The organism is Nocardia sp. NPDC127526, from assembly GCF_042672265.1.
In the GTDB taxonomy this organism is placed as follows: Bacteria; Actinomycetota; Actinomycetes; order Mycobacteriales; family Mycobacteriaceae; genus Nocardia.
Genome location: NZ_JBHXVO010000009.1, coordinates 163,152 through 186,930 on the forward strand (window position 1 = coordinate 163,152; position 23,779 = coordinate 186,930).

Sequence of the window (23,779 nt, forward strand, 5' to 3'; positions counted from 1 at the left end):
TTGGCCGCTTCGTGCTCGCTTCGTGCCTTACTCGCCGGTACCGGCTAGTGCGCGGGCTGCAAGGCGGGCTGCTCGGCCGAGGTGGCGGCGCTCCCGCGCTGCCAGGCCATGGACCAGACAATGGTGCCCAGGGCGAGCACGCCCAGCACCGCGCCGATCCACGCCACCGACGGATAGCCGAACCCGGCGCCGATCGCGATCCCGCCCAGCCACGGGCCGACGGTGATGCCGATATTGAACGAGGAGAAGTTCACCGCCGTGGCCAGGGTCGGCGCCGCGCCCGCCAGCGCGAACACTCGTGTGTTGAGGGCCGGATTGGTGGCGAATCCGAAGGCCCCCAGCAGGAATGCCAGCACAACGACCGAGACGGCGGAGGTCGCGGTGAGCGCCAGCGCCGCGGCGATGAGCGCGATGCCGAGCACGCCGGCGATCAACGTCCGATAGGGATGCGCGTCCGAGGTGCGCCCGCCGATCGTGATGCCGATCAGCGCGCCGATGCCGTAGATGGCCAGCACGATCGGAATCCAGCCCTCGGCCAGCCCCGTCGTCTCGATGAGCAGGGTGCCCAGGTAGGCGAAGATGACCAGTTGCGCGCCCGTGCTGAGCGCGGTCGTGCCGTAGGACAACCACAGTCGCGGGTTGCGCATGGTGCGCATCTCGCTGCGCAGGTCGGGCACCGTCGCGGGCCGCCCGCCCGGAATATTGGCCGCCACGCCCACCATGGACAGCGCCGAGAGGATGGCCACCGCCCAGAACGCGGCCCGCCAGCCCAGGTGCTGGCCGATCGCGGTGCCCGCGGGCAGGCCGATGATATTGGCGATGGTGAGCCCGCCCGCGACGATGCTCATGGCCTTGCCGCGCGCGTTCTCCGCCACCAGACTCAGCGCCGTGGTCGCGGCGACCGCCCAGAATCCGGCGTAGACGAAGGCGCCGATCACCCTGGTGCCGAACAGCACCCAGTAGCCGGGCGTCAGTGCGGCCACCACCTGCGCGGCGATGAACACGGCGAGGAAGGCCAGCAGCGCGGTGCGGCGCGGCCAGCGCAGCGTGATCACCGCCAGCACCGGCGCGCCGATCAGCATGCCGACCGCGAAGGCCGAAATCAGCAGTCCCGCTTGCGGAATGGAGACGCCCAGGTCGGCGGACAGCTCGGGAAGCAGGCCGGAAAGCATGATTTCCGACGTGCCCTGGGCGAAGATCGATAAGCCCAGGATGTAGACGGCGAACGGCATCGGTACCTCTCAGGTTTTGGACTGATCTGTTCAAAATAAGGGCGGCGGAAACGGCCCCGGGTCGGAAAGTCGTTGGGTTACAGGGCGTTCAGTGCCGTCTTCGCGATCGCGGCCAAGGTGTCGCGGGTGGCTCCACCGCGCGCCGACACCCGCATGCCGCCGATAATGGCGGTGACGAACTGCGCGAGTTCCCGTGCGTCCCTGGTCTTGTCGAAATCGCCGTCGCGCTGGCCGCTGCGAATGACCTCGGCGATGGCGTCCAAGCGGCGATCCTCGTCCGCGCTCAGTATCGCGGCGACCTCCGGATCGCGCGGCGCGAGCTCGACGAGGGAATTGACCACCAGGCAGCCCAGTGGATCGTCCTCGGGCGCGTCCACCGGCTGCCGGAGCAGGGCGCGAATCCGCTCGCGGGCCGGTGCGTCACCGTCCAGCAGCGCGAAGATGCTGTCGTTCTTGGTCGTCATGTAGTGCCGCAGTGCCCGCTCGAACAGCTCGTGCTTGCCGGCGAAGGTGTTGTAGATGCTGCTGCGGCCCAAACCGGTGGCCTCGCACAGCGCCTGGGTCGAGGTGCCCTCGTAACCGGTGGCCCAGAACGCGCGCATGGCGGCGTCCACCGCCCGGTCCTCGTCGAATCGCCTCGGTCGTGCCATGGGCTCACGCTAACACATTTTGGATAGATCAGTGCAAAACTGGTCTCGGCGGGCGAGCCGGTAGCGTGAACGCGTGTCGTACGGGTCGCCGCTGTTGTTGAGTTCGCTGAATCCGGCCGCTGTCGCCGCCGGGCTCGATATTCCGGACGCCGTCACCATCGAGGGCGTCACGCTGTCGCGCAGCGATCTGCTGGGCGCCGCCACCTCGGTCGCCGAGCGCGTGGCGCGGGCGCAGCGGGTGGCGGTGCTGGCCGAGCCGACCGTCACCACCGTGCTGGCGGTGGTCGGCTGCCTCATCGCGGGCGTCACCGTGGTGCCGGTGCCGCCGGACGCCGGGAGCGCGGAACTCGCGCACATCCTGAACGATTCGGGCGCGCAGGCCTGGCTGGGCAAGGCCCCGGAGGGCTCGACGCTGCCGGTGGTGCCGGTGCGCAAGCACGCGCGCTCCTGGCACGTCTATGCCGAACCCGATCCGGGCGCAACGGCTTTCATCCTCTACACCTCCGGCACCACGGGTGCGCCCAAGGGCGTGATGCTCAGCCGCCGCGCCATCGCCGCGGGGCTGGACGCCCTCGCCGGCGCCTGGCACTGGACGGCGAAAGACACGCTGGTGCACGGGCTTCCGCTGTTCCACGTCCACGGCCTCATCCTCGGCGTGCTGGGCCCGCTGCGCGTCGGCAGCCCGCTCGTCCACACCGGCAAGCCCACTCCGCAGGCGTATGCCGAGGCCCACGGCACCATGTACTTCGGCGTGCCCACCGTCTGGTCCCGCGTGGCCGAAGAACCGGATGCGGCACGGGAATTGGCCAAGGCGCGCATCCTCGTCTCCGGAAGCGCGCCGCTGCCGGTGCCGGTCTTCGAGCGGCTGCGCGAACTCACCGGCCAGGCCCCGCTCGAGCGCTACGGCATGAGCGAAACCATGATCACCATCTCGACCCGGCCCGATGGCGAACGCCGCCCCGGCTGGGTCGGCACCCCGGTCGCCGGTGTCGAGACCCGGCTGCGCGACGAGGCGGGCAATCCCGTTGCGCACGACGGGGAAAGCGTCGGCGGACTGCAGGTGCGCGGCCCCATGCTGTTCGACGGCTACCTGAACAAGCCCGAGGTCACCGCCGAGAACTTCACCGATGACGGCTGGTTCAAGACCGGCGACGTGGCGGTCATCGATGCCGAGGGCTTCCATCGCATCGTGGGCCGGGAATCGGTGGACCTCATCAAGTCCGGCGGCTACCGCATCGGCGCGGGCGAGATCGAGACCTCGCTGCTGGGTCATCCCGAGGTGGCCGAGACCGCGGTCATCGGTGTGCCCGACGCGGATCTGGGCCAGCGCATCGTCGCCTTCGTCGTATTGCGCGACGGCGCGGGCGATTCCATCGAACAGCGCCTGATCGATCATGTGGCGGGCGAGCTCTCGGTGCACAAGCGCCCGCGCGAGGTGCGCGTGGTGGCTGCCCTGCCGCGTAATGCCATGGGCAAGGTGCAGAAGAAACTGCTGCTCTGACCGGTGCGACTTGACCTCGAGTGCACTCGAGGTCCTACCGTCGCAGGCATGATCGCACGACTGACGCCCGCCCAGATCGACTACCTCGAGAGCCAGCTGCTCGGCCGCCTGGCCACCGTCCGCCCGGACGGCTCGCCGCAGAACAACCCGGTCGGCTTCCGGTACAACGCCCCGCTCGGCACCATCGACATCGGCGGCTACCGCATGGGCACCACCCAGAAGTTCCGCAATCTGGCCAAGGAGGAGCGGGTCTCCCTCGTCGTCGACGATGTGGTCTCGACCAGCCCGTGGACCGTGCGCTGCCTCGAAATCCGCGGCACCGCACAGGCCTTGAAGGACGTGGACCCCTACGCCGAGGGCATGTCCCGCGAACTCATCCGCCTCACCCCCGAGCGCGTCCTCGCCTTCGGCATTGAATAGCAAACCGCCCTCACCGAAGGGCGAGGGCGGTTTCCAGTGGGTCTCGATCAGTCGTTGGCGTGCAGGTCGGCGTTGAGCTCGATGCCGGTGCCCTTGTGCGCCACCACTTCCACCGCACCCGAGACCGAGTTGCGGCGGAACAGCAGGTTGGACTTGCCGCTCAGCTCGCCCGCCTTGATCACCGCGCCGTCCGGCAGGGTGACCTTGGTGCCCGCGGTGACATACAGGCCCGCCTCCACCACGCAGTCGTCGCCGAGCGAGATGCCGATGCCGGCATTGGCGCCCAGCAGGCAGCGCTCACCGAGCGAGATGACCTGCTTGCCGCCGCCGGACAGGGTGCCCATGATGGACGCGCCGCCGCCGATATCGGAGCCGTCGCCGACCACCACACCGGCCGAGATGCGGCCCTCCACCATGGAGTTGCCGAGCGTGCCGGCATTGAAGTTCACGAAGCCCTCGTGCATGACCGTGGTGCCCGAGGCCAGGTGCGCGCCCAGGCGCACGCGATCGGCGTCGGCGATGCGCACACCGGAGGGGACCACGTAGTCGACCATGCGCGGGAACTTGTCCACGCCGTACACGGTGACCGGGCCGCGGGCGCGCAGCCGCAGGCGGGTCAGCTCGAACTCCTCCAGCGAGCACGGGCCGAAGTTGGTCCACGCCACATTGGCCAGCAGCCCGAACACGCCGTCCAGGTTGGCGCCGTGCGGGCGGACCAGGCGGTGTGAGAGCAGCTGCAGGCGCAGATAGGCGTCATGGGTGTCGACCGGCGCGGCCGACAGATCCGCGATGGTGGTGCGCACCACGACCAGTTCGACGCGGCGCTCCTTGTCGGTGCCGGCCAGCTCGGCGAACTTGGCGTACTCGACATCCGAGGCATCCAGCCGCTGCGTGCCGGTCTCGGCGAAATCGCCCAGCTCCGGATACGGGTACCAGGTGTCGAGCACCGTCCCGTTCTCGGTGATGGTGGCGAGACCGACTGCTACTGCTCCCTGAGTGCTCACGTTCTCAGAGGTTACCGGGCGGCGGAATCCGAGTGGGTTCCTCCCTCGGCCGTCCACCCGATGCGCCCGCGAGGGGACTGACACCCTGCGCAAACGGCCACAGTTTTGTGCCATCGCAGGTGGGACGCTGAGAACGGAGATGGTTCCTCAATTAGGGTGGAATAGGTGACCATCGATCTGAGCGCCGATCCCATCGACCTTGCCGCCGCTCTGGTGGACATTCCCAGCGTGTCCAAGGACGAGGCGCTCATCGCCGACGTCGTGGAGCTGGCACTGCGCGAGCAGACCAGCGGGTTCGAGATCGCGCGGCACGGCAATACCGTGCTGGCCCGCACCAACCGCGGGCTGCCGACCCGGGTCATCCTGGCCGGGCATCTGGACACCGTGCCCATTGCCGACAACGTCCCCAGCCGCTTCGAGGTCGGGGCCGACGGCGAGCGCGAGCTGTGGGGCTGCGGCACCGTGGACATGAAATCCGGTGACGCGGTCTTCCTGCACCTGGCCGCCACGGTCGCCGATCCGGTGCACGATCTGACGCTCATCTTCTACGACTGCGAGGAGATCGCCTCGGAGTTCAACGGCCTCGGGCGCATCGAACGCGAACTGCCCGAATGGCTGGACGGCGATCTGGCCGTGCTCGGCGAGCCCTCCGGTGGTTGGGTCGAGGCCGGCTGCCAGGGCACCCTGCGGGTGCGCCTCACCACGTCCGGCGTGCGCGCGCACAGTGCGCGAGCCTGGCTGGGCGACAATGCCATTCACCGGCTCGCGCCCATTCTGGAGCGGCTCGCCAATTACCGGGTGCGCGAGGTGGACATCGACGGCTGCGTGTACCGCGAGGGCCTGTCCGCGGTCCGCGTCTCCGGCGGCGTGGCGGGCAATGTGGTCCCGGATGCCGCCGAGGTGGACGTGAACTTCCGCTTCGCCCCCGACCGCACCCTCGAGCAGGCCACCGAGCATGTCCGCGAGGTCTTCGCCGGGCTGGAGCTGGGCTTCGAGCGCACCGACGGCGCACCGGGCGCGCTGCCCGGCCTGTCGGCTCCGGCCGCCAAGGATCTGATCGAGATCGTGCACGCGCACGGCAGCGGCGGCGTGCGCGCCAAGTACGGCTGGACCGATGTCTCCCGGTTCGCCGCGCGCGGCATTCCGGCCATCAACTTCGGCCCGGGCGACCCCAATCTCGCCCACAAGCGCGACGAGCACCTGCCGGTCCGGCAGATCACCCAGGTCACGTCCATGCTGCGCAGCTATCTGACGGGCGACAAGAACTGATCGATTCGGCACGTTCTCCTGGACGCAACCGGGCACGGGTAGGTTGTCTGCATGTCTGCTGAGGCTGAATTTCCCAGCGCGGGTACCTCGAAATCGCCACGCTTCCGCGGCCCGATAATGCTGCGGCGGGATCGGAAGAAGAACATCGGGACCACCGATCAGCATCTGCTCGATTCGCGGGACACCGCCGACTGGGTGCACACCGATCCGTGGCGGGTGCTGCGCATTCAGGCCGAATTCGTCGAGGGCTTCGGCGCTTTGGCGGAGGTGCCGCGCGCGGTGGCGGTCTTCGGCTCGGCGCGCACCACGCCGGAGCATCCGGAGTACCAGGCGGGCATGGCCATCGGCGGCGCACTGGCGCGCGCCGGATTCGCTGTCATCACCGGCGGCGGCCCGGGCGCCATGGAGGCCGCCAATCGCGGCGCCTCGGAGGCGGGCGGCTATTCGATCGGCCTGGGCATCGAGCTGCCGTTCGAACAGCACCTCAACGAATGGGTCGACCTGGGCATCAACTTCCGGTACTTCTTCGCCCGCAAGACCATGTTCGTCAAGTACTCCGAGGCATTCATCTGCCTCCCGGGCGGATTCGGCACCCTCGACGAGCTGTTCGAGGCGCTGACGCTGGTGCAGACGCGCAAGATCACCCGCTTCCCGATCATCCTGTTCGGCACCAAATACTGGGCGGGCCTGGTGGATTGGCTGCGCGATTCGCTGCTCGGCTCCGCCAAGATCGCACCCGGTGACATGAGCCTGCTGCATGTCACCGACAGCGTGGACGAAGTCGTGCAGATCGTGCTGCAGGCCGCGCAGGCGCGCGCCGAGATGCAGGACGCCCAAGCGGTGGAGGACGAGTGGTGAGCGATCCCTATTCGGTGTGCGTGTACTGCTCGGCCAGCACCGCCGATCCGGCGGCGCTGGCGCTGGCCGAGCAGGTCGGTACCGAAATCGGCCGTCGCGGTTGGCAATTGGTCTCCGGCGGCGGCTGCGTGTCCATGATGGGCGCGGTGGCCACGGCGGCGCGGGCGGCGGGCGCGGCCACCGTCGGCGTCATCCCGAAGAAGCTGGTGCATCTGGAGGTCGCCGACACCGACGCCGACGAGCTGATCGTCACCGACACCATGCGCGAGCGCAAGCAGGTCATGGACGATCGCGCCGATGCCTTCCTCACCCTGCCCGGCGGGGTCGGCACCCTCGAGGAATTCTTCGAAACCTGGACCGGGGCCTATCTGGGCGTGCACGACAAGCCGGTGGTGGTGCTCGATCCCGAGGGGCACTATCGCGGCCTGTTCGACTGGATCGACGGCTTGCGCACCACCGGCTATCTGGGGCGCGAGGCGCGCGCCAAGGTCATCGTGACCGCCGAGTTCGACGAGGCGTTCGCCGCGCTCTATCCGGAGCCCTGAACCGCGCCGCTTGACCGATCGCGCCATCCCGTGACGGCGCGTGCCGATTTCAAGCGAAACTAACTAGTTTCACTCGACAATCCGGACATCATCGACAAGTGTGGCGAACAAGCACGACCCGGTGAGGAGCACGACGCAGTGAATACCGAAGCCCATACGACAGTGAGCCTGGCGCATCTGGCCCGCAGCCTGCCCGGCATGGCCGCAGAGCTGCCGGGCATGCTCCGCAATGCGGTGCACATGCTGGTGAAATCCGGCGACAAGGCTTCCATCGGGCTGTACTTCCAGCGTGCCGCCGCCAAGCATCCGGACCGGCCCTTCCTGCGCTTCGAAGGCCGCGAATACTCCTGGGGCGAAGCCAATTCCATGGTCAACCGGTACGCGAACGTGCTCGCCGAGCACGGGGTGAAACGCGGCGACGTGGTCGGCATCCTCATGGTCAACCGGCCCGAGGCGCTGCTGACCGTGCTGGCCGCGGTGAAACTCGGCGCCACCGCCGGGCTGCTCAACCACAATCAGCGGGATACCGTGCTGCAGCACAGTTTCGGGCTGCTGGACTCGGTGGTCGACGTGATCGGCGAAGAATGCGCCGACGCCCTGGAAACCCTCACCGAACCCCGCCCCAACCTGCTGTGGTCGGCCGATATGGAAGCGGCGGCCCGGACCGCCGATGCGGGCAATCCCGCTGTGACCGAACAGATCACCGCCGGCGAGCGCGCGTATCTGATCTTCACCTCCGGCACCACCGGCCTGCCGAAGGCCAGCGTCATGACCCACCTGCGCTGGATCAAGGCCATGGCCGGTCTGGGCGGCCTCGGCGTGCGGTTGCGCGGCGACGACACCCTCTACTGCTGCCTGCCGCTCTATCACAACAACGCGCTCACCATCGCGCTGGCCTCGGTGGTCGCCGGCGGCTCGACTTTCGCACTGGGAGCCAAGTTCTCGGCCTCCCGCTTCTGGGACGACGCCATCGCCAACCGCGCCACCGCCTTCGTCTACATCGGCGAACTGTGCCGCTATCTGATCAACCAGCCGCCCAAGCGCACCGACCGGCTGCACACCGTGCGCCTGGCGGTCGGCAACGGCCTGCGCCCGGAACTGTGGGATGAATTCCGGAAGCGCTTCGGAATCAAGCGGATTGTCGAGTTCTACGGCGCCAGTGAGGGAAACGTGGCCTTCATCAATGCCTTCAGCATCGACAAGACCGCCGGCTTCACCGTGCTGCCGTACGCCGTCGTCGAATACGACGACGCCACCGGCAAGGCCCAGCGCGGCCCCGACGGCAAACTCCACCGGGTCCGCCCCGGCGGCGTCGGCCTGCTGCTGTCCAAGGTCACCACCCGCTCGCCCTTCGACGGCTACACCGACAAGTCCGCCACCGAGGCCAAACTCGTCCGCGACGGCTTCGAACAGGGCGACTGCTGGTTCGACACCGGCGATCTGGTCCGCAATCAGGGCTGGGGCCACATCGCCTTCGTGGACCGCCTCGGCGACACCTTCCGCTGGAAGGGCGAGAACGTCGCCACCACCGAGGTGGAAGGCGCCTTCGACGGCGTCGACGCCATCACCCAGGCCGTCGTCTACGGCGTGGACATCCCCGGCGCCGACGGCAAGGCCGGCATGGCGGCCGTAACCCTGCGCGAGGACACCACTTTCGACGGCCAAGCCACCGCGAAGGCCCTCTACGACCGCCTCCCCGCCTACGCCGTCCCCCTCTTCATCCGCGTCGTCGCCGAACTCGAGCAGACCTCGACCTTCAAGAGCCGCAAGGTGGAACTCCGCAAACAAGGCTTCGCTCCTGACAGCGAGAGCGCCCTCTACGCCTTGTCCGGCCGCGCCGAAGGCTACGTCCCGTTCTATGACGACTTTCCGGCCGAGGTAGCGGCGGGCCGAGCACCTCGCCCCTGAGCGCACACCCCCTTTGTCATTCCGGCATGCTTTTGGCCGGAATCCAGCTGCGCCGTCGGGGCGGATCCCGGCCAAGAGCACGCCGGGATGACGAGGGGCTTGACTCTCCCGTGAGGGGAGAGCCGAGGCTCTTCCCATGACGACCATCCGCAAGGAATTCACCCTCGACGCCGATCCGGACAAGGTCTGGGAGGTGGTGCGCGATATCGGCGAGGTCCATCGCCGCCTCGTCCCGGGTGTGCTGACCGATGCCTACCTGGACGGTGATGGCCGGGTGGTGACCTTCGCCAATGGCATGGTCGCCCGGGAACGGGTGGTCAGCCTGGACGAGGAGACCCGGCGCTTCGCCTACTCGGTCTACGACGGCTTGCCCGGAGCCATCCACCACAACGCGTCCATGGAGGTTCTGCCCGACGGCGCGGGCGGCACCCGGTTCGTCTGGATCACCGATGTTCTCCCTGATGAGCTGGGCCCGCGCGTGGCCGAGCTGATGGAATTGGGCGCGCAGACCATGCGCCGGACGCTCGGCCCGGCCACTGCGGACCAGTGAGTCGGATATGAGAAGGTGACGACTGGTTTCGTGAGGGCCGGGTAACTCACCGGGTACGTCCAAAATCGGGTCGGCTCTCAACCGCCGGCACGCGTACTGGACGGTCGGTGGTTCTCAGCTGGGCGCTAGAGTCCCGGGGAGGCGGGGGAGCTACAGTCGAGATCATGTGTGCGCCGTTGCCGACATTGTGCGGGAAGCCGGTGGCGACGGATCGGGCGCTGGTGATGGCGATCGTGAACCGGACGCCGGACTCGTTCTATGACAAAGGTGCGACCTTCACCGATGCGGCCGCCATGGCCGCCGTCGCCCGGGCCGTGGCCGAGGGTGCGGATCTGGTCGATATCGGCGGGGTGAAGGCGGGGCCGGGCAGTGATGTGGACGCCGCCGAGGAGGCGCGGCGGGTGGTGCCGTTCGTGGCGGCCATCCGGGAGCGGTTTCCCGAGCTACTGATCAGCATCGACACCTGGCGGGCCGGGGTGGCCCGCGCGGCGGTGGCCGAGGGCGCGGATCTGATCAATGACACCTGGGCGGGCGCGGACCCGGAGCTGGTCGGGGTGGCGGCCGAATTGGGCGTGGGCATCGTGTGCAGCCACACCGGCGGCGCGGTTCCGCGCACCCGTCCGCATCGGGTGCGCTATGTCGATGTGGTCGCCGAGGTGACCGAGACGGTGGTGGCGGCGGCGGAGAGCGCGGCGGCGGCCGGGGTGGCAAAAGATTCGATCCTGATCGATCCGACGCACGATTTTGGCAAGAACACCTACCACGGGCTCGAATTGTTGCGTGCGATAGACGTTCTTGTGAAAACCGGATGGCCCGTCTTGATGGCGCTGAGCAATAAGGATTTCATCGGAGAGACTCTTGGTGTCGAGCTGTCCGAGCGATTGGAGGGCACATTGGCAGCGACCGCTTGGTCTGCCGCTGCGGGCGCCCGCGTTTTCCGAGTGCACGAGGTAGCCGCCACGCGTCGGGTGGTCGACATGATCGCCGCCATCCAGGGCTTGCGCCCTCCCGCACGAACATTGCGAGGTCTGGCATGACCGATTGGGTGAATTCCAATAGCTGGGACCGTCCGGACTGGACGGTCGAAGAACTCGTTTCCGCCAAGGGCGACCGCACGGTCTCCGTCGTCCTGCCCGCCCTGAACGAAGAGGCCACCGTGGCCGCCGTGGTGGCGAGCATCCGCCCGCTGCTCGGCACCCTGGTCGACGAACTGGTGGTGCTGGATTCCGGCTCCACCGACGCCACCGCCGAGCGCGCCCACGCCGCCGGAGCCCGCGTGGTGACCCGCGAACAGGCCGTGCCCGAACTCGAGCCCGTCCCGGGCAAGGGCGAGGTGCTGTGGCGGTCGCTGGCCGTCACCAGCGGCGATCTGGTGGCCTTCGTCGATTCCGATCTCATCGATCCCGATCCGATGTTCGTCCCCAAACTGCTCGGCCCGCTGCTCACGGTCGACGGCATGCACCTGGTGAAGGCGTACTACCGCCGCCCGCTGCGCCAGGGCGCGACCATCGACGACAATGGCGGCGGCCGCGTCACCGAACTGGTGGCCCGCCCGCTGCTGGCGGCGCTGCGCCCGGAACTGTCGAAGGTGTTGCAGCCCTTGGGCGGCGAGTACGCGGGCACCCGCGAACTGCTCACCTCGGTGCCCTTCGCACCGGGTTACGGCGTCGAGATCGGCCTGCTCCTGGACACCCACGACATGCTGGGCCTGTCCGCCATCGGCCAGGTGAATCTCGGTGTGCGCCAGCACCGCAACCGCCCGCTGTCCGAACTGGGCGTCATGAGCCGCCAGATCCTGGGCACCGTGCTGGGCCGCGCGGGCGTCGCCGACTCCGGCGCCGCCCTGACCCAGTTCCCGCTCGTCGGGGGCGAATTCACCGCCCAGGCCACCGAGGTCTCGCTGGCCGACCGCCCGCCCATGAACACGTTGCGCCCCGAAGAGGCGGCCGCCTGACCCCTACCGGTCGTGCCGGTAGATGGGGGTGAGCAGATCGGCCTCGATGGGCTCACCGGTGGACCGGTCGTAGCGCACGCCCACCACCGCCGAGAACGGATGCGTGCTCGCCCGCTCGTGCAGGGTCGCCAGACGGGTGGCCAGCAGCCGGATGGCGCCCAGGGAGGCCGGCGGGTGCAGCCCGTCGATGACGAGCACCGTGCCCTTGCCGTCCGGCCGGGGCAGGCGCGCCAGATACGCGATGTCATAGGGTTCGGTGCCGCCGGGCCGGTAGACCCGGCGCGCGGCCCGGTCCTCGATACCGCGGCGCACCCGCCCGGCGCGGGCCACCGTGCGGCGCAGCCGGGGATCGGCGGCCACCAGATAGCGCAGGCTGGGGGACAGCTCCGGGCCGCCGAGCACGATGAGACCGTCGCGGTCCAGATCCAGCGGCCGCCCCGGCAGGAAGCGCTGCACGGTCGCGGTAAAGCCCAGTTCCCGTAGCAGTTCGACCAGCCGGTGCGGCGCCGCGGCATCCGGGGCGCCCACCAGCGCGATGGAGCGCGTGGTGCTGCGCACGTCCGGGGTGAGGATGGTCAGCGGGCCGTGCCCGAAGAACAAGCCCTCCGGCACCGGCCCCTGGGTGCTCACCTGATGGATCCGGGCCCGCGAAAGTCCAGCCGCCGCACCGATTCTGGCAAATGTCCAGCCCTCGGCGTGCAGTTCGCGAATGACGGCGCGGCGGATGCGCGTGAGTTCGTTGATGGTCTGCTGCGCTGCCGCCACGCCTTCGGTGGCGGCTTTCAGGCGTTCGACCTTGTCCTCGATCGCGAATACCCGGGCCACCTCATCGGCCGACATGTCCGCAGTCTAGATACCTGAACAGCCCGGGGTGTCTAGTCCGCTTGACGAAATACGGCTCAGGTGGCGTCCGGATCGACCGGCGGACGTTCGTTGCGTTCCAGCGGTTTCTGCTGTTTGGGCCTGCCATAGTCCTCGAAAGCGCTGCTCCCGGCGGTAATCGGTTTGTCGAAATTACCAGTCAGAAGTGAATCGTCGCCGTCCAGAAGATGTTTGGTCAGCATGGATTTTGGATTCATACTGCGCAGTTCGTTCAGCTGCTCGAGCGGTTTGCGGATCTCGTCGAATTCCGGACCCAGCTCCTGCTTCAGCTGCGAGGTGGCCCCCGTCGCGTAATCGCGGACCTGCTTGAGCGATTGCGTGGTCCAGCGCACGGCGCCGGGCAGCCGCTCCGGACCGAGAATGACGAGGGCGGCGACCAACAGGATCAACAGCTCGCCCCAGCTGATATTGCTGAACACGGAACCAGGCTACCTGTGCCCGGTTCCGGAGGTTTGCCCACCGTGCGTGCGCTGAACCACTTCTCGGGGACCTACTCTTCGTCGGATTGCAGCGTTACCGGCACGTCGACCTCACGGCCGTCGCGAATCAACCGGACGTTCACCGTCTGGCCGATCTCGTGCGCCTGCACGGCCACCGTCAGCTCCTCCGGGCCGGAGACATCGCGATCGCCGACCTTCACGATCACATCGCCCTCCACGATGCCCGCCCGGGCGGCCGCGGATTCGGGCTGCACATCGGCGACGGCCGCACCGCTCATCACATCATTGGCGACGATCTTGGTCTTGGCGCTCACGCCCAGCTTCGGATGCGCCACCTTGCCGTCGCGAATGAGCGCCTGCGAAATCTTCTTCACGTGATCGACCGGAATGGCGAAGCCCAGGCCCACCGAACCGCCGCTCTCGGTCTTGATGGCGGTATTGATGCCGACCAGCCGGCCTTCCATATCCACCAGTGCGCCACCGGAGTTGCCGTGATTGATGGCGGCATCGGTCTGCACGGCGTCGAGCACCGCATTGGTGTCGGTGCCCTCGCCGCCCACCTTCACCGGCCGGTGCAGCGCCGACACGATGCCGGAGGTGACGGTCTTCTCCAGGCCCAGCGGCGAGCCGATGGCCAGCACGTCATCGCCGACCTGCACGTCCTGTGAGCTGCCCAGCTGGATGACCGACAGGTTCTTCACGTCCACCTTGAGCACGGCCAGATCGGATTTGGTGTCGCGGCCGACGATCCGGGTCGGCACCCGGGTGCCGTCGGAGAACACCACCTGCAGCTGCGCCTTGCCGCTCTTGTCATTGGCGGCCAGCGAGATCACGTGATTATTGGTGACGATGTAGCCCGCCCCGTCGATCACCACGCCCGAGCCCGAGGAGCCGGTATCGCCGACCCAGGCCCGCACGGTCACCATGGCCGGCATGACCGCGTCGACCACCTTGGTGATCTGGCCGTGCGGCTCATCCGACCCGCCCGCGGTCTGCAACTCCACCTTGCGGGAGGTGAGCGCGGAGGCGTTCTCCCCGGTGAACGTGCCCACCAGGCCGCCCACCAGGCCGATGACCAAGGCGATGGCGGCCAGGATGGCGAGCGCCTTCGGCGACACCTTGCCGCCGAAGAGCACCTCGCGTGCGGTCAGCTGCCGGCCCGGGGCCAGCGGCTCCGGCCGCGGCGCCGCGACGGCGGGGGAGCCCAGCCGGGCGGCGGAATCGGGATCGCGCCACGGATCGGCGGGCGCGGCGGGCGCGGCGTCCTCGGACTTGGCATCCGGATCGCGCTGCAGAATCTCGGTGGAACCCGCGGGCCGCCCGAACGCCTCGGCCAAAACCGCGTCGGGAGGCCGATTCTGGACCTCGGGGGCGTCCTCGGGCTTGCTGAGTGTGGCGCCGGCGGCGCGTGGCGCGAATGAGCCGTTCTGGCCATTCGGGCGGCGGAAGGCGCGCGCGGTATGCGTGTCGACATGCGGCCGATAAACCGGCCGCGGCCCCAGTACCGGTGCGTCCGACGGCCGCAGGTTCCCCCGATCGGCCGCCGAATCGGAGGCCTGCGCGGTGCGCGGCAGGTTGTTGTCCGCGGGCCCCTCACCCGGAACCGGGCCCGTGTGCTGCGATTCGGTGGTCACGCGTTGAACTCTACTTGCGCCACCACGAGGTCCACCGCCTGCTGTCGAACGAATCTTGGCGCAGCCCGAAGGAACTCGCGCCGCGCGCGGGCATGCCCTCGCGCTCGGCGGGCAGCGAATGCCCGGCGCCCGGCAGCTCGGACAGCGGGATCCGGCTCAGGGTGTCGTGCAGCCGCAGCGGCGCGGTGATCTGATCATTGGACTGCCGCAGCGCGATGCGGGCCTGCTGCTGGGCTTCGACCTCCGCCGCGCATTCCAGGCAGACGGAGAGATGATCGGCGGCGCGCAGATACGCGTTCATCCGCAATTCGCCGTCCACATAGGCGGCGATGGCCTCGCTGGCCAGATGCTCGGTCGGGGCGAAACGAGGTGGACGACGCGGCGTTCTGTCCTCGCCACTCATACGGTGCACACCCTTCCGGACGATTCGAGCTGCATCGGGTGGGACCGATGCGCGGGCTCACGCCCGCGCCGTCACCCGACCTTTTCGGCGGCGGCAGAGCGCCGCTCCACCCCATTATGCTCGAGGTGCTCGCGCAGTGCCTGACGTCCACGGTGGATGCGGCTGCGCACGGTGCCCAGTTTCACGCCGAGGGTGGCGCCGATCTCCTCGTAGGACAGACCCTCGATGTCACAGAGCACCACCGCGGCGCGGAATTCCGGCGCCAGCGAATCCAGGGCAGCCTGCAGATCGGGGTCCAGATTGGCGTCGTGGTAGGCCTGCTCCGGATTCGGGCCCTCCGAGGGCACCCGGTCGTAGTCCTCCGGCAGCGCCTCCATGCGAATGCGGTTGCGGCGGCGCACCATATCCAGGAACAGATTCGTGGTGATGCGGTGCAGCCAGCCCTCGAAGGTGCCGGGCTGATAGTTCGACAGCGACCGGAACACCCGGATGAAGGTCTCCTGCGTCAGATCCTCGGCGTCCTGCGGATCGCCGGTCAGACGGTAGGCCAGCCGGTACACGCGGTCGGCGTGCTCCCGGACCAGTTCGTCCCAGGTGGGCATGACCGTACGGTCACCGGTGGCATCGAAAGCCGCGGTCCCGGTCAGGGGACCAGCGTCGAGATCGCCGTCCAGCGTGGTGTCGCTGTCGAGCGAAAGATCCTGCGTGGGCAGGATGGCGGGTTCACGCGCCGCGTCGACCATGTGGATGGTGTTACCTCCTACTCGGGACCGTGGTCCCAGTTGCCCGATACAACCGACCTGGTGGGTCTCGTTGTTCCCGGTAACCGGACCGCCGGTCGCTGGCCTGGCGTAGCGCTTACTCTTCCCGGTCCTGATGTGGCCGCCGTATGTGGAGGCTGAGCGACACCTGAGAAAAATCGCCACACCGGCCGGTCGCCGCCGCCCCTTACCGCCTTATCGCCATTAGCCTCTAATCCGTGAGTCAAACCCCTGCGGCATCGAACCTGCAGCGCAACCTCGCTTATGTGGAGGAATCCGTCGCCGAGGACGAGATCCTCGTCGCCGCGCGTGAGCGCGCTCTCGAACTCGGCGCCGCGCCCGTCCCGCCCGCGGTCGGGGCCCTGCTGAGCATGTACGCGCAGCTGCTGGGCGCGCGGGCGGTGGTGGAGGTGGGCACCGGGGCCGGCGTGAGCGGGCTGTGGCTGCTGGACGGCATGCGCGAGGACGGCACCCTCACCACCATCGACTCCGAACCCGAGCACCAGCGGGCGGCGCGGGAGGCGTTCCGGTCCGCGGAGATCGCGCCGGCGCGGACCCGGCTCATCAATGGGCGGGCCCTGGATGTGTTGCCGCGCTTGGCCGATGGGGCCTACGACCTGGTCTTCATCGATGCCGCGCCGCTGGAGCATCCGCAGTATGTCGCACAGGCCGTGCGGCTGCTGCGCGAGGGCGGGGCCATCCTGCTGCACAATGCCCTGCTCGGCGGGCGGGTGCCCGATCCGGCGCAGCGCGATCCGCAGACCCAGGCGGTGCGGGCGGCGACCCGGGCCATTGCGGAGGACCCGCAATTGACCAGCGTGCTGATTCCGGTGGGTGACGGGCTGCTCTGCGCGTCGCGCGGCTGAGTCCCGTTCTGTTCGGCTGACCTGGGCTAACGCCCGGTTTCGCGCATTTACGGAACATTTACGCCCCGAGGTCTTGCCCGTCGATTGAACGAGTGTTTAATGTACTGAACATGCGTTCAGCCGACGATCTGACGACCCGGGCACGCATCCGCGACGCGGCCATCACCGTCTTCGGGGAGCAGGGCTTCGGGGTGGGCGTCCGCGCCATCGCCGCCGCGGCGGGAGTCTCGCCCGGGCTGGTCATCCATCACTTCGGATCCAAGGACGGGCTGCGCGAGGCTTGTGACGACCACGTCCGGGAGGTGGTGCGGACCGCGAAGATGCAGGCGATGGAGAAGTCGTCATCGACCAGTTCGATCATGCAGCAACTGGCCGAGATCGAGGACTTCGCGCCGTATATCGCCTATCTGGTGCGCAGCTTTCAGCACGGCGGCGGTCTGATGCTGAGCTTTTTCGAGCACATGGTCGAAGACGCCGAGTCCTATCTCAGCGCCGGGATCGCCGCCGGAACCGTGCGCAGACCCAAGGACCTGCAGGCCACGGTGCGCTACCTGGCCACCCAGAACGGCGGCGGCATGATGCTGTTCCTGCAGCTCTACCAGGCCCGGCACGAAGGGCCGGTGGATTTCCGGAAAGCATTGCGCGAGTACGCCGATCAGATGATGCTGCCGGCGCTCGAGCTTTTCACGCACGGTCTGTGGACCGATGCGTCCCTACTCGAAGCCCTCGAACGACAACAGCGGCAATAGCGCGCTGTTTCCACAAAATATCGTTTCCCACAAGGAGATTCGATGAACGTTCCTGCCAACCCCGCGATCACCGTCCGTGATCTGCACAAGCATTTCGGGCAGGTGCGAGCTCTGGACGGCCTGGATCTCCAGGTCGCCGAGGGCGAGGTGCACGGCTTTCTGGGCCCCAACGGGGCCGGGAAGTCCACCACCATCCGCATCCTGCTCGGCATTCTCGCCCGCACTTCCGGGGAAGCCGAGGTGTTCGGGCGGGATCCGTGGACCGATGCGGTCGCGCTCCATCACGACATCGCTTATGTCCCGGGCGATGTCACCCTGTGGCCCTCGCTGTCCGGCGGCGAGACCATCGACCTGCTCGGGCGCATGCGCGGCGGCATCGACTCCGGGCGCCGGGCCGAGCTGATCGAGCGCTTCGAACTCGATCCGAAGAAGAAGGCCCGCACCTACTCCAAGGGCAACCGGCAGAAAGTCGCTCTGGTTTCGGCCTTCTCGTCCAATGCCCGGCTGCTCATGCTGGACGAGCCCACCTCCGGGCTGGATCCGCTCATGGAGCAGGTGTTCAACGAATGCGTGGCCGAGGCGGCGGCGCGCGGCTGCACCGTGCTGCTGTCCAGCCACATCCTCTCCGAGGTCGAGAAGCTGTGCCAGCGGGTGACCATCATCCGGGCCGGCAAGACCGTGGAATCGGGCACGCTGAAGCAGCTGCGGCATCTGAGCCGCACCTCCATTACCGCCGAATTGACCGGGGACCCGGGCGATCTCACCCGAATTCCCGGCGTGGCGGACCTCAGCATCGAAGACCACACGCTGCACTGCCAGGTGGACAGCGAGCACCTCGGGGAGCTCATCCGGGTACTCGGCGATGCCGGCGTGCGCAGCCTGATCAGCCAGCCGCCGACGCTGGAAGAGCTGTTCCTGCGGCACTACTCGCTCAATGGCGACGATGACGTGCGGTCCGAGCCCGCGCCGGAGCGGGCGGCGGCCGAAACGCGGAAGGTCGCGAAATGACCACCATCGCCGCACCCCGTCCACTCGAAACATCGTTACGCTCAACCGATTTCACCGGCACCGGGCAGCTGCTGCGGCTGTATCTGCGGCGGGACCGGATCGTCATGCCGCTGTGGGTGCTGCTGCTGTCGCTGCCGCTGGGCAGCGTGTACGTCGGCAGCATCGAATCGGTCTACCCGAACGAGGCCGACCGGGCGAGCTTCGCGGAATCCATTCTCGCCAGCCCGGCCCAGCTGGCCATGTACGGCCCGCTCTACAACACCAGTATCGGCGCGACCGGTATCTGGAAGGCGGGCATGTTCTACACGCTCATCGCCGTCGCCACCATCCTGACGGTCATCCGGCACACCCGGGCCGAAGAGGAGACCGGGCGCGGGGAACTGGTGGCGGCCACCCGGATCGGGCGCTTCGCCGGGCTCACCGCGGCGCTCGTCATGGGCCTGGGCGGGGCGCTGGCCACCGGGCTGCTCGGCACCCTGAGCCTGTTCGCCACCGATGTGCCCAAGTCCGGCTCGCTGGCCTTCGGGCTGGCGCTGGCCGGATCCGGCGCGGTCTTCGCCGCCGTGGCGGCCGTCGCCGCGCAGGTGTCGACCAGCGCCCGCACGGCGCGCGGCATTGCCTTCGCGGTGCTGGCCGCCACCTACACGCTGCGGGCCATCGGCGACGCCAAATCCGGCGCCGGACCGACCAGCGCGCTCACCTGGCTGTCGCCGCAGGGCTGGTCGCTGCAGGTAAGGCCCTATGCCGGTGATCATTTCGCGGTACTGCTGCTGCACCTGATCGCCGTGCTGGTGCTGATCGCCGTCGCCTACGCGCTGCTGGCCAATCGCGATCTGGGCGGCGGGCTGATCGCCGAGCGCCCCGGCGCGCCCACCGCCGGACCCGCGCTGTCGGGCCCGTTCGGGCTGGCGTGGCGATTGCAGCGCGGCACGCTGGCGGCGTGGACCGTCGGACTCGGGCTCTACGGCCTGGTCTTCGGCAGTGTCGTGCACGGCATCAGCGACGAACTCGGCAACAGCGACACCATGCGCGATCTCATCACCCGCATGGGCGGCTCGCAGTCGCTGGAGAATTCGATGATCACCTACGGCTTCACCATGCTGGGCGTGGCCGCCACCGCCTACGCCGTCTCGGCGGCGCTGCGCCTGTTCGGCGAGGAGAGCACCCAGCACGCCGAATCGGTGCTCACCGTCGCGGTATCCAGAATCCGCTGGGCCGCATCGCATCTGGTGTTCGCGCTGCTGGGCCCGGTGGTGGCGCTGACCGTCGCCGCGACCATCGGCGGGCTGGTGTACGGCCGGGCCGCCGGGGACGTGGGCGGCAAGCTCGGCGACGTGCTGGGCGCGGCCCTGGTGCAGGTGCCGGCCATCTGGTTCTTCGTGGGCATCACGGTGCTGCTGTTCGGCCTCCTCCCGCGCTGGACGCCGGTCGCCTGGGGCGTGTACGTGACGGCCATCGCGATCTTCCTGCTCGGAGCCATCTCCGGAGCGCCGCAGTGGTTCCGCGATCTGGATCCGTTCGAGCACGCACCGAAGCTGCCGGGCGCCGAGTTCACCGCCACGCCGCTGGTGATCCTGCTGCTCATCGACGCGGCGCTGATCATGGTGGGCCTCATCGGCTTCCGCCGCCGCGACCTGCGTTGATTCATTCGGCACGCAGGCTGGGCCGTGATCCGGGCAACCGAGTCACGGCCCCTTCACTTTTCGGGTGACGACTGTGGCGGGGGAACGGTCGTGGGGCGGCTGATGACCAAGGGGCGCAATTGGTTTCGATCCGGCGCCAGGGCAGCGCAAAGGCAGGGCCGAGGGCTGGATTCGGATGGGGGAGGGGTGGTAGACGAATGAGAGAGGTTCGATTCGGAGGAGGTGGGGGATGCATTACGAGGGTCTGGTACTGGGCGCGCATCTGCCGGCGGGATGGCTGTGGCCGGCGTTGATCTTGATGGGCCTCATACTCTTCGGGGCGCTCGCGGTCCTGCTGCTGGTCAGCGGTGCGCGGTTCGACGATATGTCGCACGTCGTACCGGCCACGCCCGGTCCGTGTGCGCCGTTCTGCTACACCGACACCACGCCCGCGCCCGGCTATCGCTGAACGACCCTCCGGTGCGGGAGGTTTCCACCCCGGCGGGACGGATACTCCAAGGGAACGGTTCGGCGATCGAGGTTTTCATGAGTCAGCGTGTTCCCGCCGTGGTGGGTCTGTACTTCCACGAATCCGGGCAGTGGCGGCGGATCGCCGAATTCCGGCTGGCCGCAGACGGTCACGTCACCTTCCGGGCGGTGGATCCGGTGGAAGGCTTGGTCGCGCGGGTCTGGTATCACCAGGGCGTCGGCATAATCGGCGAGGAGCGCACGGTTCTGCCCGCCGACGGCGCGGAATTCCTGCGGGCGCTGTTGCAGCCGTTCGGATTCCGCGACTACCGCTTCCGGGACGACAGCACACCCGGCGGCGCCGGACGGCGATTCGCGCACGGCAGCGCCGGGCATGCGGGAAATACGCTGACGCACAACGGTCACGAGCGGTCACATCACGACCGGGTGCACCGCGACCACGACGGGGCGCACCGCGACGGTGACAACGCCCGGCCCGCCGCCTGGCGGTATCTGGACGGCGACACCGTCCACTTCTGATCTGTAGGCGTCTGACCTACAGGCTGTTGGCCAGCAGGGCGTACTGCGCCGCCGCCATGGTGCGGACCTCCGATTCGGTCTCGGCGTTCACCACGCCCACATAGCGCTTGTAGACGACGTAGCAGCGATAGTCCCCGGACTTGCGCTTCACACATTTGGCGCCCGGCACCTTGTCGGGAGCGGCGCCATTGTCGGTGGTCTCGCCCAGGCTGGCGATGAGCCCCGACGCCAGCTCCGCGCTCGCTGCGGCATCCCGGGCGCGGAACAGGAAGTTGTCGTCCACGCTCGCCATGGCGTCCATGCCGGTGTCCTGCACCAGCCGGGTGCGCAGATTCTGATCACCGGCGGGATGGATGAGCATGTTCGCGCCGAACACCGCGAACACATCCGGATCGGGCGTGTGCTTGTCGCGATCGGAGGTCAGCACCCGGGCCAGCATGCCGCCCGGATCCACCGGCAGCGCGTCGATGGCGTTCTCGGGCGTGGCCTGGAAGGCGTCCACGGCGGCCACCTCGGCATCGAGGGTCTTCTTCACCCACGCCAGCAGATCGGCCTCCTGCGCCTGCGGGCGCATGAGGAATACCGAGATCACGAATTCCTTGCGCGCCATGGACACTCCGATATTGGCCACGCCCGGCCGCCAGTGGATGAAGGCGTCCGGATACTCCGGCAGCGTCAGCTTGCGGTTCTGCTCGAGCGCCACATTGAAGTCGGCGTCGGCGATCTCGCGGGCGGCCAGCTTGGCATTGTCCGTGGACGGGAAGCGCAGCAGCCGCAGCGTGACCGCGGTGCTGGTCGGGTCCACGGTGTCGTCGGCCTTGTCCGGCTTGTCCGAGCCACTGGCGGCGAAACCGGCGAGGAATCCGCGGTTCTCCAGAATCGGCCGGGCCGAGGAGGACAGATTGCTGACGCCGATCACATCCTGCACGTCCTTCAGCACCAGGCCGCCGCGGCCGTGGCTCAGGCTCTGATCGATGCGCGCCGTCGGCACCACGGCCTCGGCCATGCGCATGCCCTCCAGCAGCGCGGCCTTGTCGCCGGCGGGCTGGTCGTAGCTGTAGCGGTTGACCGGATAACTGCCCGCATCCAGTGTGCGGACATCGATCTCACCGGCGACCGGCGTGCCCTCGGTCCCGCAACCGGCCAGTACGGCGGTCAGGGCGAGGCAGGTCGCGGTGGTGATCAGGCGTACGGCGCGGTTCATGGTGTTCCCTCCCGCACTGCTCAGCAGCGGCGCTCCATCCCGATTTTCGCCAGCGGGACGGGGAACTGTCCACCGTTCAGACCCAGATGCCCTTGCCGACGGTGACCACGCCGCCATTGCTGACCGCGAAACGATCCCGGTCGCGGTCCAGATCGACGCCGATGATCTCGCCCTCGGTGATCACCACGTTCTTGTCCAGGATCGCGTGCCGCACCACCGCGCCGCGGCCGATGCGCACCCCGGGCATGAGCACACTGCCCTCGACGGTCGCGCCATCGTCGACCAGCACATTCGAGAACAGCACCGAATTGCGCACGGTCGCCGCCGACAGAATGCTGCCCGCGCCCACGATCGATTCCTGCGCCAGGCCGCCGCGGCCGAACTTGGCGGGCGGGAGGTTCTCCGCCGCACCGCGAATCGGCCAGTGCTTGTTGTACAGATCGAAGACCGGGTCCACCGACACCAGATCCATGTGCGCCTCGTAGAAGGCGTCCAGGGTGCCGACATCGCGCCAGTAGCCGCGGCTGCGGTCGGTGGTGCCGGGCACCTCGTTGGCGCCGAAGTCGTAGACGGCCGCCTTGCCCTCGCGCACCAGGCTCGGAATGATGTCCCCGCCCATATCGTGGTCGGAGTCATTGTCCTCGGCATCGGCGCGAATGGCGTCCACCAGCACCTTGGTGGTGAACACGTAATTGCCCATGGAGGCGAAGGTGACATTCGGATCGTCGGGGGTGCCGGGCGGATGCACCGGCTTCTCCAGAAAGCTGACGATGCGGCCGGATTCATCGGAATCGATACAGCCGAAGGCGCTGGCCTCGCTGCGCGGCACCCGGATGCCCGCCACCGTCACGCCCGCACCGGAATCGATGTGCGCGGTGACCATCTGCTCCGGATCCATCCGGTACACGTGGTCCGCGCCGAAGACCACGATGTACTCCGGGTCCTCGTCGTAGATCAGGTTCAGCGACTGCATGATGGCGTCCGCGCTGCCGGTGTACCAGCGCGGGCCCAGCCGCTGCTGCGCCGGCACCGGGGTGATGTACTCGCCGCCGAACCCGGACAGCCGCCAGGTCTGGGAGATGTGCCGGTCCAGGGAATGCGACTTGTACTGGGTCAGCACGCAGATCTTGAGATAGCCGGCGTTCACGAGATTCGAGAGCACGAAATCGATGAGCCGGTACGCACCGCCGAACGGAACCGCCGGCTTGGCGCGATCCTTCGTGAGCGGAAAGAGTCGCTTGCCCTCGCCGCCGGCGAGCACGATCCCGAGTACGTGCGGCTGGCTCCTCACAGTGCCAAACTACCGGGTGA

25 protein-coding genes are annotated in these 23,779 nt (G+C 68.3%); 15 read left to right on the plus strand and 10 right to left on the minus strand.

The genetic code is table 11. From position 1 onward, the window contains the following. Positions 1 to 44: 44 nt before the first annotated feature. Both ACFVIV_RS18470 and ACFVIV_RS18475 read right to left on the minus strand, forming a co-directional pair. On the minus strand, positions 45 to 1,232 hold the full coding sequence (locus tag ACFVIV_RS18470) for a Cmx/CmrA family chloramphenicol efflux MFS transporter (protein WP_379197735.1): 1,188 nt from the start codon (positions 1,230 to 1,232) through the stop codon (positions 45 to 47). A 77-nt stretch (positions 1,233 to 1,309) separates the two neighbouring features. Then, positions 1,310 to 1,882 carry a TetR/AcrR family transcriptional regulator gene (locus ACFVIV_RS18475; RefSeq protein ID WP_379197737.1) on the minus strand — a complete coding sequence of 191 codons (573 nt, stop codon included), beginning with the start codon at positions 1,880 to 1,882 and terminating at the stop codon, positions 1,310 to 1,312. 91 nt (positions 1,883 to 1,973) lie between these two features. Between ACFVIV_RS18475 and ACFVIV_RS18480 the strand changes: the two genes are divergently transcribed. Both ACFVIV_RS18480 and ACFVIV_RS18485 read left to right on the plus strand, forming a co-directional pair. Beyond that, positions 1,974 to 3,383 (plus strand): acyl-CoA synthetase, encoded by a 1,410-nt coding sequence (locus ACFVIV_RS18480; protein WP_379197876.1) that lies wholly within the window; start codon positions 1,974 to 1,976, stop codon positions 3,381 to 3,383. Positions 3,384 to 3,431: 48 nt separating this feature from the next. After that, complete coding sequence (locus ACFVIV_RS18485; protein ID WP_379197739.1) at positions 3,432 to 3,803, plus strand: PPOX class F420-dependent oxidoreductase; 372 nt, start codon at positions 3,432 to 3,434, stop codon at positions 3,801 to 3,803. Between the two features lie 47 nt (positions 3,804 to 3,850). On the opposite strand, the gene dapD is transcribed toward ACFVIV_RS18485, so the two are convergent. Then, positions 3,851 to 4,807 carry a 2,3,4,5-tetrahydropyridine-2,6-dicarboxylate N-succinyltransferase gene (gene dapD, locus ACFVIV_RS18490; RefSeq protein WP_379197741.1) on the minus strand — a complete coding sequence of 319 codons (957 nt, stop codon included), beginning with the start codon at positions 4,805 to 4,807 and terminating at the stop codon, positions 3,851 to 3,853. 165 nt (positions 4,808 to 4,972) lie between these two features. On the opposite strand from dapD, the gene dapE reads away from it, so the two are divergent. From dapE to ACFVIV_RS18525, 7 genes are all read left to right on the plus strand, one after another. Continuing rightward, positions 4,973 to 6,076 (plus strand): succinyl-diaminopimelate desuccinylase, encoded by a 1,104-nt coding sequence (gene dapE / locus ACFVIV_RS18495; protein WP_379197743.1) that lies wholly within the window; start codon positions 4,973 to 4,975, stop codon positions 6,074 to 6,076. 51 nt (positions 6,077 to 6,127) lie between these two features. Beyond that, positions 6,128 to 6,934 (plus strand): TIGR00730 family Rossman fold protein, encoded by an 807-nt coding sequence (locus tag ACFVIV_RS18500; RefSeq protein ID WP_379197745.1) that lies wholly within the window; start codon positions 6,128 to 6,130, stop codon positions 6,932 to 6,934. After that, complete coding sequence (locus ACFVIV_RS18505) at positions 6,928 to 7,479, plus strand: TIGR00730 family Rossman fold protein (protein WP_379197747.1); 552 nt, start codon at positions 6,928 to 6,930, stop codon at positions 7,477 to 7,479. Before ACFVIV_RS18500 ends, ACFVIV_RS18505 begins: the two co-directional genes overlap by 7 nt. Before the next feature lie 138 nt (positions 7,480 to 7,617). Continuing rightward, complete coding sequence (locus tag ACFVIV_RS18510) at positions 7,618 to 9,387, plus strand: long-chain-acyl-CoA synthetase (protein WP_379197749.1); 1,770 nt, start codon at positions 7,618 to 7,620, stop codon at positions 9,385 to 9,387. Positions 9,388 to 9,523: 136 nt separating this feature from the next. Next, positions 9,524 to 9,937, plus strand: a complete 414-nt coding sequence (locus ACFVIV_RS18515) for an SRPBCC family protein (RefSeq protein ID WP_379197751.1) — start codon at positions 9,524 to 9,526, stop codon at positions 9,935 to 9,937. 164 nt (positions 9,938 to 10,101) lie between these two features. Next, on the plus strand, positions 10,102 to 10,974 hold the full coding sequence (gene folP / locus ACFVIV_RS18520; protein ID WP_379197753.1) for a dihydropteroate synthase: 873 nt from the start codon (positions 10,102 to 10,104) through the stop codon (positions 10,972 to 10,974). After that, positions 10,971 to 11,891: a glucosyl-3-phosphoglycerate synthase gene (locus ACFVIV_RS18525; protein ID WP_379197755.1), complete on the plus strand. Its 921-nt coding sequence runs from the start codon at positions 10,971 to 10,973 to the stop codon at positions 11,889 to 11,891. The genes folP and ACFVIV_RS18525 overlap by 4 nt, the downstream gene beginning before the upstream one ends. 3 nt (positions 11,892 to 11,894) lie before the next feature. Here the strand turns inward: ACFVIV_RS18525 and ACFVIV_RS18530 are convergent, their stop codons facing one another. From ACFVIV_RS18530 to sigE, 5 genes are all read right to left on the minus strand, one after another. After that, positions 11,895 to 12,731 carry a hypothetical protein gene (locus tag ACFVIV_RS18530; RefSeq protein ID WP_379197757.1) on the minus strand — a complete coding sequence of 279 codons (837 nt, stop codon included), beginning with the start codon at positions 12,729 to 12,731 and terminating at the stop codon, positions 11,895 to 11,897. 59 nt (positions 12,732 to 12,790) lie between these two features. Further along, positions 12,791 to 13,192: a Sec-independent protein translocase protein TatB gene (gene tatB / locus ACFVIV_RS18535; RefSeq protein ID WP_379197759.1), complete on the minus strand. Its 402-nt coding sequence runs from the start codon at positions 13,190 to 13,192 to the stop codon at positions 12,791 to 12,793. 71 nt (positions 13,193 to 13,263) lie between these two features. Then, positions 13,264 to 14,847, minus strand: a complete 1,584-nt coding sequence (locus tag ACFVIV_RS18540) for a S1C family serine protease (protein WP_379197761.1) — start codon at positions 14,845 to 14,847, stop codon at positions 13,264 to 13,266. A gap of 10 nt (positions 14,848 to 14,857) precedes the next feature. After that, entirely contained in the window at positions 14,858 to 15,250 is a 393-nt protein-coding gene (locus tag ACFVIV_RS18545; RefSeq protein WP_379197763.1) for a hypothetical protein, read from the minus strand. Between the two features lie 71 nt (positions 15,251 to 15,321). Beyond that, on the minus strand, positions 15,322 to 15,993 hold the full coding sequence (gene sigE / locus ACFVIV_RS18550; protein ID WP_379197765.1) for an RNA polymerase sigma factor SigE: 672 nt from the start codon (positions 15,991 to 15,993) through the stop codon (positions 15,322 to 15,324). Between the two features lie 236 nt (positions 15,994 to 16,229). On the opposite strand from sigE, the gene ACFVIV_RS18555 reads away from it, so the two are divergent. The 6 genes from ACFVIV_RS18555 (at position 16,230) to ACFVIV_RS18580 (ending at position 21,264) form a co-directional block, all read left to right on the plus strand. Then, positions 16,230 to 16,877 (plus strand): O-methyltransferase, encoded by a 648-nt coding sequence (locus ACFVIV_RS18555; RefSeq protein ID WP_379197767.1) that lies wholly within the window; start codon positions 16,230 to 16,232, stop codon positions 16,875 to 16,877. A 110-nt stretch (positions 16,878 to 16,987) separates the two neighbouring features. After that, positions 16,988 to 17,626, plus strand: coding sequence for a TetR family transcriptional regulator (locus ACFVIV_RS18560; RefSeq protein ID WP_379197769.1), 639 nt, complete (start codon positions 16,988 to 16,990; stop codon positions 17,624 to 17,626). Between the two features lie 42 nt (positions 17,627 to 17,668). Beyond that, entirely contained in the window at positions 17,669 to 18,634 is a 966-nt protein-coding gene (locus ACFVIV_RS18565) for an ATP-binding cassette domain-containing protein (protein WP_379197771.1), read from the plus strand. After that, positions 18,631 to 20,277 carry an ABC transporter permease gene (locus ACFVIV_RS18570; protein ID WP_379197773.1) on the plus strand — a complete coding sequence of 549 codons (1,647 nt, stop codon included), beginning with the start codon at positions 18,631 to 18,633 and terminating at the stop codon, positions 20,275 to 20,277. Before ACFVIV_RS18565 ends, ACFVIV_RS18570 begins: the two co-directional genes overlap by 4 nt. Before the next feature lie 229 nt (positions 20,278 to 20,506). Continuing rightward, on the plus strand, positions 20,507 to 20,725 hold the full coding sequence (locus ACFVIV_RS18575) for a hypothetical protein (RefSeq protein WP_379197775.1): 219 nt from the start codon (positions 20,507 to 20,509) through the stop codon (positions 20,723 to 20,725). A gap of 77 nt (positions 20,726 to 20,802) precedes the next feature. Beyond that, positions 20,803 to 21,264: a hypothetical protein gene (locus tag ACFVIV_RS18580; RefSeq protein ID WP_379197777.1), complete on the plus strand. Its 462-nt coding sequence runs from the start codon at positions 20,803 to 20,805 to the stop codon at positions 21,262 to 21,264. 16 nt (positions 21,265 to 21,280) lie between these two features. On the opposite strand, the gene ACFVIV_RS18585 is transcribed toward ACFVIV_RS18580, so the two are convergent. Beyond that, positions 21,281 to 22,468: a hypothetical protein gene (locus ACFVIV_RS18585; RefSeq protein WP_379197779.1), complete on the minus strand. Its 1,188-nt coding sequence runs from the start codon at positions 22,466 to 22,468 to the stop codon at positions 21,281 to 21,283. Between the two features lie 76 nt (positions 22,469 to 22,544). Continuing rightward, positions 22,545 to 23,759, minus strand: coding sequence for a glucose-1-phosphate adenylyltransferase (glgC, locus tag ACFVIV_RS18590; RefSeq protein ID WP_379197781.1), 1,215 nt, complete (start codon positions 23,757 to 23,759; stop codon positions 22,545 to 22,547). Positions 23,760 to 23,779 lie beyond the last annotated feature (20 nt).

What these genes read in the sequence shown, in the direction of transcription:
- ACFVIV_RS18470 (WP_379197735.1), bottom strand. Translation starts at nt 1,232, where the DNA reads ATGCCGTTCGCCGTCTACATCCTGGGCTTATCGATCTTCGCCCAGGGC.
- ACFVIV_RS18475 (WP_379197737.1), bottom strand. Translation starts at nt 1,882, where the DNA reads ATGGCACGACCGAGGCGATTCGACGAGGACCGGGCGGTGGACGCCGCC.
- ACFVIV_RS18485 (WP_379197739.1), top strand. Translation starts at nt 3,432, where the DNA reads ATGATCGCACGACTGACGCCCGCCCAGATCGACTACCTCGAGAGCCAG.
- ACFVIV_RS18500 (WP_379197745.1), top strand. Translation starts at nt 6,128, where the DNA reads ATGTCTGCTGAGGCTGAATTTCCCAGCGCGGGTACCTCGAAATCGCCA.
- ACFVIV_RS18515 (WP_379197751.1), top strand. Translation starts at nt 9,524, where the DNA reads ATGACGACCATCCGCAAGGAATTCACCCTCGACGCCGATCCGGACAAG.
- folP (WP_379197753.1), top strand. Translation starts at nt 10,102, where the DNA reads ATGTGTGCGCCGTTGCCGACATTGTGCGGGAAGCCGGTGGCGACGGAT.
- ACFVIV_RS18525 (WP_379197755.1), top strand. Translation starts at nt 10,971, where the DNA reads ATGACCGATTGGGTGAATTCCAATAGCTGGGACCGTCCGGACTGGACG.
- ACFVIV_RS18530 (WP_379197757.1), bottom strand. Translation starts at nt 12,731, where the DNA reads ATGTCGGCCGATGAGGTGGCCCGGGTATTCGCGATCGAGGACAAGGTC.
- ACFVIV_RS18545 (WP_379197763.1), bottom strand. Translation starts at nt 15,250, where the DNA reads ATGAGTGGCGAGGACAGAACGCCGCGTCGTCCACCTCGTTTCGCCCCG.
- sigE (WP_379197765.1), bottom strand. Translation starts at nt 15,993, where the DNA reads ATGGTCGACGCGGCGCGTGAACCCGCCATCCTGCCCACGCAGGATCTT.
- ACFVIV_RS18560 (WP_379197769.1), top strand. Translation starts at nt 16,988, where the DNA reads ATGCGTTCAGCCGACGATCTGACGACCCGGGCACGCATCCGCGACGCG.
- ACFVIV_RS18565 (WP_379197771.1), top strand. Translation starts at nt 17,669, where the DNA reads ATGAACGTTCCTGCCAACCCCGCGATCACCGTCCGTGATCTGCACAAG.
- ACFVIV_RS18570 (WP_379197773.1), top strand. Translation starts at nt 18,631, where the DNA reads ATGACCACCATCGCCGCACCCCGTCCACTCGAAACATCGTTACGCTCA.
- ACFVIV_RS18575 (WP_379197775.1), top strand. Translation starts at nt 20,507, where the DNA reads ATGCATTACGAGGGTCTGGTACTGGGCGCGCATCTGCCGGCGGGATGG.
- ACFVIV_RS18580 (WP_379197777.1), top strand. Translation starts at nt 20,803, where the DNA reads ATGAGTCAGCGTGTTCCCGCCGTGGTGGGTCTGTACTTCCACGAATCC.
- ACFVIV_RS18585 (WP_379197779.1), bottom strand. Translation starts at nt 22,468, where the DNA reads ATGAACCGCGCCGTACGCCTGATCACCACCGCGACCTGCCTCGCCCTG.